Source organism: Rhodosalinus sp. (assembly GCF_041685465.1).
Classification (GTDB): domain Bacteria; phylum Pseudomonadota; class Alphaproteobacteria; order Rhodobacterales; family Rhodobacteraceae; genus Rhodosalinus.
The window spans coordinates 1-7186 of sequence record NZ_JAWLFS010000157.1 but is presented as its reverse complement, the minus strand read 5'-3'; the positions used below and the strand labels follow the sequence as shown (position 1 = coordinate 7186).

Annotated in this window: 8 protein-coding genes; 2 read left to right on the top strand and 6 right to left on the bottom strand. The window is 69.8% G+C overall.

Features of this window, described 5'->3' with window-relative positions:
* Positions 1-101: 101 nt before the first annotated feature.
* The gene (locus tag ACESL7_RS10905; RefSeq protein WP_372893350.1) at positions 102-482 is read right to left on the bottom strand and encodes a hypothetical protein; all 381 of its coding nucleotides are present in this window, start codon (positions 480-482) and stop codon (positions 102-104) included.
* 104 nt (positions 483-586) lie between these two features.
* Here ACESL7_RS10905 and hemF point away from each other — a divergent pair, with 104 nt between their 5' ends.
* Positions 587-1468: an oxygen-dependent coproporphyrinogen oxidase gene (hemF, locus tag ACESL7_RS10900; RefSeq protein ID WP_372893352.1), complete on the top strand. Its 882-nt coding sequence runs from the start codon at positions 587-589 to the stop codon at positions 1466-1468.
* Between the two features lie 4 nt (positions 1469-1472).
* Here hemF and ACESL7_RS10895 read toward each other — a convergent pair whose 3' ends face one another.
* Positions 1473-2084: an exopolysaccharide biosynthesis protein gene (locus ACESL7_RS10895; protein WP_372893349.1), complete on the bottom strand. Its 612-nt coding sequence runs from the start codon at positions 2082-2084 to the stop codon at positions 1473-1475.
* A gap of 73 nt (positions 2085-2157) precedes the next feature.
* Complete coding sequence (locus ACESL7_RS10890) at positions 2158-3330, bottom strand: lytic murein transglycosylase (RefSeq protein WP_372893348.1); 1173 nt, start codon at positions 3328-3330, stop codon at positions 2158-2160.
* Between the two features lie 229 nt (positions 3331-3559).
* Here ACESL7_RS10890 and ACESL7_RS10885 point away from each other — a divergent pair, with 229 nt between their 5' ends.
* Positions 3560-3928 carry a hypothetical protein gene (locus ACESL7_RS10885; protein ID WP_372893347.1) on the top strand — a complete coding sequence of 123 codons (369 nt, stop codon included), beginning with the start codon at positions 3560-3562 and terminating at the stop codon, positions 3926-3928.
* A gap of 1 nt (position 3929) precedes the next feature.
* On the opposite strand, the gene ACESL7_RS10880 is transcribed toward ACESL7_RS10885, so the two are convergent.
* From ACESL7_RS10880 to ACESL7_RS10870, 3 genes are all read right to left on the bottom strand, one after another.
* Complete coding sequence (locus ACESL7_RS10880) at positions 3930-4904, bottom strand: glutathione S-transferase family protein (RefSeq protein WP_372893346.1); 975 nt, start codon at positions 4902-4904, stop codon at positions 3930-3932.
* A 100-nt stretch (positions 4905-5004) separates the two neighbouring features.
* The gene (locus ACESL7_RS10875; RefSeq protein ID WP_372893351.1) at positions 5005-6180 is read right to left on the bottom strand and encodes a MalY/PatB family protein; all 1176 of its coding nucleotides are present in this window, start codon (positions 6178-6180) and stop codon (positions 5005-5007) included.
* 469 nt (positions 6181-6649) lie between these two features.
* The coding region (locus ACESL7_RS10870; protein ID WP_372893345.1) for an endonuclease/exonuclease/phosphatase family protein at positions 6650-7186 on the bottom strand (537 nt) is incomplete at its 5' end.

Sequence of the window (7186 nt, the reverse complement as noted above, 5' to 3'; positions counted from 1 at the left end):
GTGCCGGTCCATCATCTTGGCCCAAATACTCTCGGGGGGTGAATTGGCCGAAGGCCAAGAGGGGGGCAGACAGCCCCCCTCGTCCGGCGCCGGCAAGCGGCTCATCCCTCCGGGTAGCGCGCCGCGCAGGCGCGGATGCGCGCGGCGGCGGCGGCGGCCTCCTGGGCGCGGCGATCCTCGAGCTGGGCGAGCTTGCGGCGTTCCGCGGCGATGTCGACGGTGACCGGGCGGCGCTCGGTGCGCGGCACGGTCACCCAGCAGGGGCGGAGATCGCCGTCCGCGTCGCGGCAGCGGGTGAACACCTCTTCGGGGACGGTGCGTTCCTCGATCGCGTAGCCGCGGTCGACGGTGGCGCGCGTTTCGGCGATGAGGCGGTCGAGGGTTCGAAGCTCCGCGCGGGCGTTGGCGATGCAGAGGTCGCGCGGGGAGCAGGCCGCGAGCGCGGCGGCAAGGCCGAGGCAGATGAGGGCGCGCTGAACCATGGCGGGTCTCCCGTCGTGGGCGCAGTCTAACCGCGCGGCTGGCCAAGGCGAAGATGCCTTGATACCAGATCTTTCAGAGTTGGGGAGGCCGGCAGATGACCGAGATGCTCGAGGCGGAGCGCGCCCGCGCCGCAGAGTGGTTCCGTGAGCTTCGCGACGCGATCGTCGCCGCTTTCGAGGCGGTCGAGGACGCGCAGACGGAGGGGCCGCTCGCGCATGCGGCACCGGGGCGCTTCGAGGTGACCGAGACCGCGCGCACCTCCGACGACGGTTCGGACGCGGGCGGCGGGCTGATGAGCGTGATGCGCGGCGGGCGCGTCTTCGAGAAGGTGGGCGTCAACGTCTCGACCGTCTACGGCACGCTGGGCGAGGCGGCGCGCGAGGCGATGGCGGCGCGCGGCGTGTCCGGAATGGAGCGCGACCCGCGCTTCTGGGCCTCCGGCATCAGCCTCGTGGCGCACATGCAGAACCCGCATGTCCCGGCGGTGCACATGAACACGCGGATGTTCTGGACGCCCTCCGCCTGGTGGTTCGGGGGTGGCTCGGACCTCAATCCCTGCATTGAATACGCCGAGGACACCGAGCACTTCCACGCCACGCAGAAGGCTCATCTCGACCCGCACGGGGATCATCTCTATCCCGAGCTCAAGGCCTGGGCGGACGAGTATTTCTACATCCCCCACCGCAAGCGGGCGCGGGGTGTGGGCGGCGTTTTCATGGACGATCGCAACACCGGCGACTGGGAGGCGGATTTCGCCCTGACCCGCGACATCGGGCGCGCGTTCCTGCCCGCGTTCCTGCCGCTGGTGGAGCGGCGCCGGCTCACGCCGTGGACCGAGGCGGACAAGGACGTGCAACTCGTCCACCGGGGCGTCTATGCCGAGTACAATCTCGTCTACGACCGCGGCACGAAGTTCGGTCTCGCGACCGGGCACGACCCGGATGCCGTTCTGATGAGCCTGCCGCCGCTCGCGAAGTGGGTCTGAGCGCTCAGACGAGGCCCATCCAGAGCACGAGCGGGATCGTCGGCGCCACCGCGAAGATGGCGAGCCCGGCGAGCGCGAAGAGCCCGTCGCGGGTCAGGAAGGCCGCCGCGATCAGCAGCACCGCGAGCCCGAGGATCGACGAGGAGAAGGGCACGAGCTCCAGGAACGGCATGGCGAGCCCGGCGCAGAAGCAGACGAGGGTGAAGAGGCTCGCCATCGGCTGCGCTGTCAGCAGGCGGAGCCTTTCGCCGGTGTTGCGGTCGATCCAGCGCCCGGCGCGCGCCATCGTGCCCAGCGCCTGCCGCAGGCGCGGCCCGCTCACCGCCCGGTCGCGCAGCATGCGTGGCAGCCAGATGTGGCGCCGCCGCAGCAGCATCTGCGCCGAGACCGCGGCGATGGTCAGCCCGCAGATCGAGGAGAAGAGGGGGATCCCCGAGAGCGGCGAGAAGACGAGCAGCGCGGGCAGCATCAGGGCGGGCACGAAGCTCGCCTGTCCGAAACTCGCGAGAATGTCGCCAAGGGTCACCGACGCGCGCCCCGAGAGACGCTCGAGCCGCGCGACGATGTCGCCGATGGTGACCGGACCCGGGTCCGGCGGGGACGTGGGATCAGCCATGCGGCCTCTGGGGTGACGCGTCTCCGCGACGCGCTCGTGACATAGGGATGCGCCGCGGTCGCGGCAATCCGCCTCAGAGCCGGTCGAGCAGCGCAGGTGTCGGCCAGCCGTCGGGAGTCAGGCCGAGCCGCGCCTGGGCCGCACGCACCGCGGCGCGGGTCTTCGCGCCGAGGATGCCGTCGATGCCGCCCACGTCGTGGCCCGCGTCGGCCAGCTTGCGCTGCAGCGTCTTCATCTGCGCGTCCGCGAGGCCCGGCGCCGGATCGCCGGCGTCGAAGACCGGCGCACCCTCGAGCCGGGTGGCGAAATAGGCGGCGGTGGTGACGTAGACGAAGCTCTCGTTCCACTCGAAGAGCACGCGGAAATTGGGATAGACGAGAAAGGCCGGCCCGCCATGTCCCTGCGGCGCGATCACCGATGCCGAGAGATCCGGCGGTCCGAGCGTGCCGCTCCGCGCCTCGATGCCGAGGCGCGCCCACTCCCCAACCGGTTTCTCGACGGGCAGGCCCGAGAGCGACCAGTCGAACCCCTCGGGGAGCGTGATCTCGGTCATCCAGGGCTCGTTCGCCCGCCAGCCGAGATCGACCAGCATGTTCGCGCCGGACATCAGCGCGTCGGGCACGGAGGTCTTGAGCGTGACGCGGCCGTCGCCGTCGCCGTCCACCCCGTTCTCGAGGATGTCCTCGGGAAGCATCTGCACCATGCCGATCTCTCCCGCCCAGGCGCCGGTCGTGGTCTGCGGGTCCAGATCGCCCGCCGCGTGCAGCTCGATCGCGGCGAATATCTGCGGGCGGAAGATCTCCGGCCGCCGGCAATCATGCGCGAGCGTCACCAGCGCGTCGCGCGTGTTGTAGTCCCCCTGCACCGCGCCGTAATCCGTCTCGAAGGCCCAGAACGACAGGAGAATCCCGCGCGGGACGCCGTAGTCGCGCTCGATGCGGTCGAAGATGGCATTCCACTGCGTGGCATTGCGCCGGCCGGCCTCGATCCGGTTCCGGCTGATCAGGCGTTGGGCAAAGTCGGTGAAAGGCAGCTGAAAGACGCCCTGCCGGCGGTCGGCGGCGATCACGCTCCGGTCCTCGCGCACCCCGCGGAAAAAGCTCTCGACCACGTCCTTTGCATGGCCGCGGTCCACCGCCTCCTGCTTCAGGTCCTCGACGAAGCCCGCGAAGCTGCCGCCACAGGATGTCTGCGCCACCGCCGGCGCGGCGGCCAGGAGTGCCGCGGTCAGTATGAGGGCGCGCATCGGTCGTGCCTCCGTCGGTTCACGCCGGCAGGCTACCCGTCCGGCGCGGAGAGGCAAGTGCGTCCAACGGCGGGAAGTCGCCGAACAGCCCGCCATCGCCCGGCCCGGCCCGCTTTCTTGTCGTGGAACCGAAGCGCCTCGGGTAGTGTTGAGCGCCTGCCGATACCGGCAATCGAGTCTCTGTCGACACCGCCGATTCGCACATCGGCCCCTGATCGGTCCTTGGGCAATGCGCGTCCTGATCGTCGAAAGCGACACTGCGCGCGCCGCGCTCTGGCGGCGCCACCTGGTCGAGGCCGACGCCGAGGTCGTGCTGGCCACCGGACAGGCAGAAGCCGCCCGCACGTTGCTGCTCGCACCGGTGGACGTGATCATTCTCGGCGTCGCGCTCGCCGAAGGCAGCGCCATCGCCGTGGCCGACCTTGCGGGGTACCGCCGGCCCGAGGCGCAGATCATCTTCGTCTCGGGCAGTCACATGTTCACCGACGGCTCGCTTTTCCGGCTCTGCGCCAACGCCTGTGCCATGGTGCCGCCGGATGTGCCGCCCGCCGATCTCGTCGCGCTGGTCGAGCACCACGGGAGGCCATCGCGCGGCTGACTCACCCCCGTCCGTGCGGCGCGTCGAGGTCGAGCGCCGGGCCGACCGGCACGATCCGGTAGGGGTTAATGCTCGCGTGGCTGTAGTGGTAATGGCGCCGGATGTGCTCGAGGTTCACGGTCTCGCGCACGCCGGGCCATTGGTAGAGTTCGCGCGTGTAGCCCCAGAGGTTCGGGTAATCCACGATCCGCCGCCGATTGCACTTGAAGTGCCCGTGATAGACCGTGTCGAAGCGGATCAGCGTGGTGAAGAGCCGCCAGTCGGCCTCGGTGATCCGGTCGCCCATCAGGTAGCGATTGTCGCCCAGCCGCGCCTCGATCCAGTCCAGCGTCTCGAAGAGCGGCAGCACCGCCGCCTCGTAGGCCGCCTGCGTCTGCGCGAAGCCCGACTTGTAGACGCCGTTGTTCACCGTGTCGTAGATGCGCGCGTTCACCGGCTCGATCGCCTCGCGCAGCGCCTCGGGCCAGTAGTCGTCCCCGTTGCCGGTGATCCCGTCGAAGGCGGAATTGAGCATGCGGATGATATCCGCGCTTTCGTTCGAGACGATGGTCCCGCGCTCGGTGTCCCAGAGCACCGGCACCGTCACCCGCGTCGTCGCGTCCGGCTGCGCCTTGAGGTAGACATCGCGCATGAACGGCAGACCATGCAGCCGGTCGCCCGTCGCACCTGCGAAATCCGTGTCGAAGGTCCAGCCATCATCGAGCATGTCGGGATGCACGACCGACACGCCGATGTGATCCTCCAGCCCCTTGAGCCGGCGGAAGATCAGCGTCCGGTGGGCCCAGGGGCAGGCGAGGCTGACGTAGAGGTGATAGCGCCCGCTCTGTGCGGGAAACCCCGCGTCGCCGGTCGGGCCCGCCGCGCCATCGCGCGTCACCCAGTTGCGAAAGACCGATTCCGACCGTTGAAACGCGCCGTCCTCGGAGGTGCTCACCAGCGCGCGCTCGCGCCATGTGCCGTCGATCAGAAGTCCCATCGCGTGCTCCCTTGGCCTGCGACAGGAGGTAGGGACGGTCCGACGCCGCGGAAACCCGCGGCGCCCGCAGGGCGCGCCCTGCGCTCGCGCACAGCCCCGGCTACTGCAGGTCCGAGAAGGCGTCCGCGAGCCGCGCCGCCGCCTCCTCGACCCGCGCGCGCGGCATGGCGAGGTTGAACCGCAGCCAGCTCTCGCCGCCGGTGCCGAAGGTGGGGCCGTGATTCGCCGCGATCCGCGCGCCCTGTTCGACGCGGGCGGTGAAATCCTCGCGCGACATGCCGGTGCCCGAGAAATCCACCCACGCGAGGTAGGTCGCCTCCAGCGGCATCGAGGCGAGCCCCGGAATCTCCGCCACCGTCGCGTCGAAGACCTTCCGGTTGCCGTCGACATAGGCCATCAGCGCATCGACCCAGGCCGCGCCCTCGGGCGAATAGGCCGCCGTCGCCATGTGCAGCCCGAAGGAATTGGGGCTGATGCCGAGCCCGAGCATCCGCTGCGCGAGATCGGCGCGCAGCCGCTCGTCCGGCACGATCACGTTGCCGAGATGCGCGCCCGCGATGTTGAAGGTCTTGGTGGTCGCGTTCATCACAACCATCCGGTCCAGCGCCTCCGGCGCGGCGACCGGCATCGGGACGTGGCGCGGCGCGCCGGGGAACACGAGGTCCTGGTGGATCTCGTCGGAGACGAGGATCAGGTCGTGCCGCGCGGCGAAATCGGCCACCGCGCGCAACTCTTCCCGGCTCCAGACGCGCCCGCCCGGGTTGTGCGGCGAACAGAGGATCACCATCCGTTCGCGCCCGGTCATCTGCGCGTCCCAGGCCGCGATGTCGAGCACGTAGCGCCCGTCCTCGATCGGCATCTCGCATTCCACCACCTCGCGGCCCGCGGCGCGGATCACCTTGGCGAAGGCGTGATAGACCGGCGTGAAGAGCACGACGCCGTCGCCCGGCGCGGTCCAGGTATCGACGCACATCCCCGTGCCGTTCACGAGTCCGTGCGTCGTCAGGATCCACTCGGGCGCGACCTGCCAGCCGTGGCGCTCCGCGAGCCACCAGCGGATCGCCTCCAGATAAGCGGTGTCGTCGCCGAAGTAGCCGTAGATGCCGTGGTCCGCCATGCGCCGCACCGCCTCGGTGACGCAGGCCGGTGGGCGGAAATCCATGTCCGCCACCCACATCGCCAGCCCGTCCGCGGCCGGCACGCCGTAAAGCGCCTCCATCCGGTCCCACTTCATGCTGTGGGTGCCGTGGCGGTCGATGATCTCGTCGAAGTCGATCTGCATTGGTCCCTCCGTTCCCCTCCGACCTGCCGTGATCGCGCCGCGGGCGCAAGCCATGCCGCGGGTGGAGCCGCGATCCGTGCCGCCGTCTTGTGCATCCCGAGCGCCCCGACCCGTCGGACCCGGGCAGGCGGCGCGCACCGAGCCGCCGGCCTGCGCCGCCCGCGGCAAGGTGCGCCTGTCGATGGTGGTCTGCGATCGGGAGACCGGCGAAGAGATCGAGCGGATGGAGACGGTGGGGGCCCGAGGCCTTACCCGCGCGGCTGGTGAGAATGAGCGGGCGTCTCGGTGGGGGCGCCCTTCTTTAATTCTTTTTCTGGGCCATTCTTTCGAGTGCGCCGACCATGCGCATCCGGGATGGAACACTGAGGTAGCCAGTTCTGTGCTCACTCTTTTTGTGTCGGATCGGATAATTCGTCATTCGCCAAAGCCTTTCTATCCATGCGCGAAGCGAATAGTTAATCCCCTACAAATCAAACTCCGCGAACACCGGTGCGTGGTCGGAGGGCTTCTCCCAGCCCCGGACGTGGCGCAGGATGCGGCTGCCGTGGGCGGCGCCTGCGATGTCGGGGGTGGCCCAGACGTGGTCGAGGCGGCGGCCGCGGTCGGCGGTGTCCCAGTCCTTCGCGCGGTAGGACCACCACGAATAGAGCCGCCCGGCGGGGATGTCGCGGCGGGTGACGTCGATGAAGCGGCCGGCCTCCTGCGCGGTGCCGAGGTGCTCGATCTCCACCGGCGTGTGGCTGACCACCTTGCGCATCTTCCTGTGGTCCCAGACATCCTCTTCGAGCGGCGCGATGTTCAGGTCGCCCACCAGGATCGACTTGCCCGGCCGCTCCCCGTGCAGCCAGTCGCGCAGGTCGGTCAGGTAGTCGAGCTTCTGCCCGAACTTCGCGTTGGCCTCCCGGTCCGGCACGTCGCCGCCCGCGGGGACGTAGAAGTTGTGAACGACGACGCCGTTTTCCAGCCGCGCCGCCACGTGCCGCGCGTGCCCCAGCCCCGC

What these genes read in the sequence shown, in the direction of transcription:
- ACESL7_RS10890 (WP_372893348.1), bottom strand. Translation starts at nt 3,330, where the DNA reads ATGCGCGCCCTCATACTGACCGCGGCACTCCTGGCCGCCGCGCCGGCG.
- ACESL7_RS10895 (WP_372893349.1), bottom strand. Translation starts at nt 2,084, where the DNA reads ATGGCTGATCCCACGTCCCCGCCGGACCCGGGTCCGGTCACCATCGGC.
- ACESL7_RS10905 (WP_372893350.1), bottom strand. Translation starts at nt 482, where the DNA reads ATGGTTCAGCGCGCCCTCATCTGCCTCGGCCTTGCCGCCGCGCTCGCG.
- ACESL7_RS10880 (WP_372893346.1), bottom strand. Translation starts at nt 4,904, where the DNA reads ATGGGACTTCTGATCGACGGCACATGGCGCGAGCGCGCGCTGGTGAGC.
- hemF (WP_372893352.1), top strand. Translation starts at nt 587, where the DNA reads ATGCTCGAGGCGGAGCGCGCCCGCGCCGCAGAGTGGTTCCGTGAGCTT.
- ACESL7_RS10885 (WP_372893347.1), top strand. Translation starts at nt 3,560, where the DNA reads ATGCGCGTCCTGATCGTCGAAAGCGACACTGCGCGCGCCGCGCTCTGG.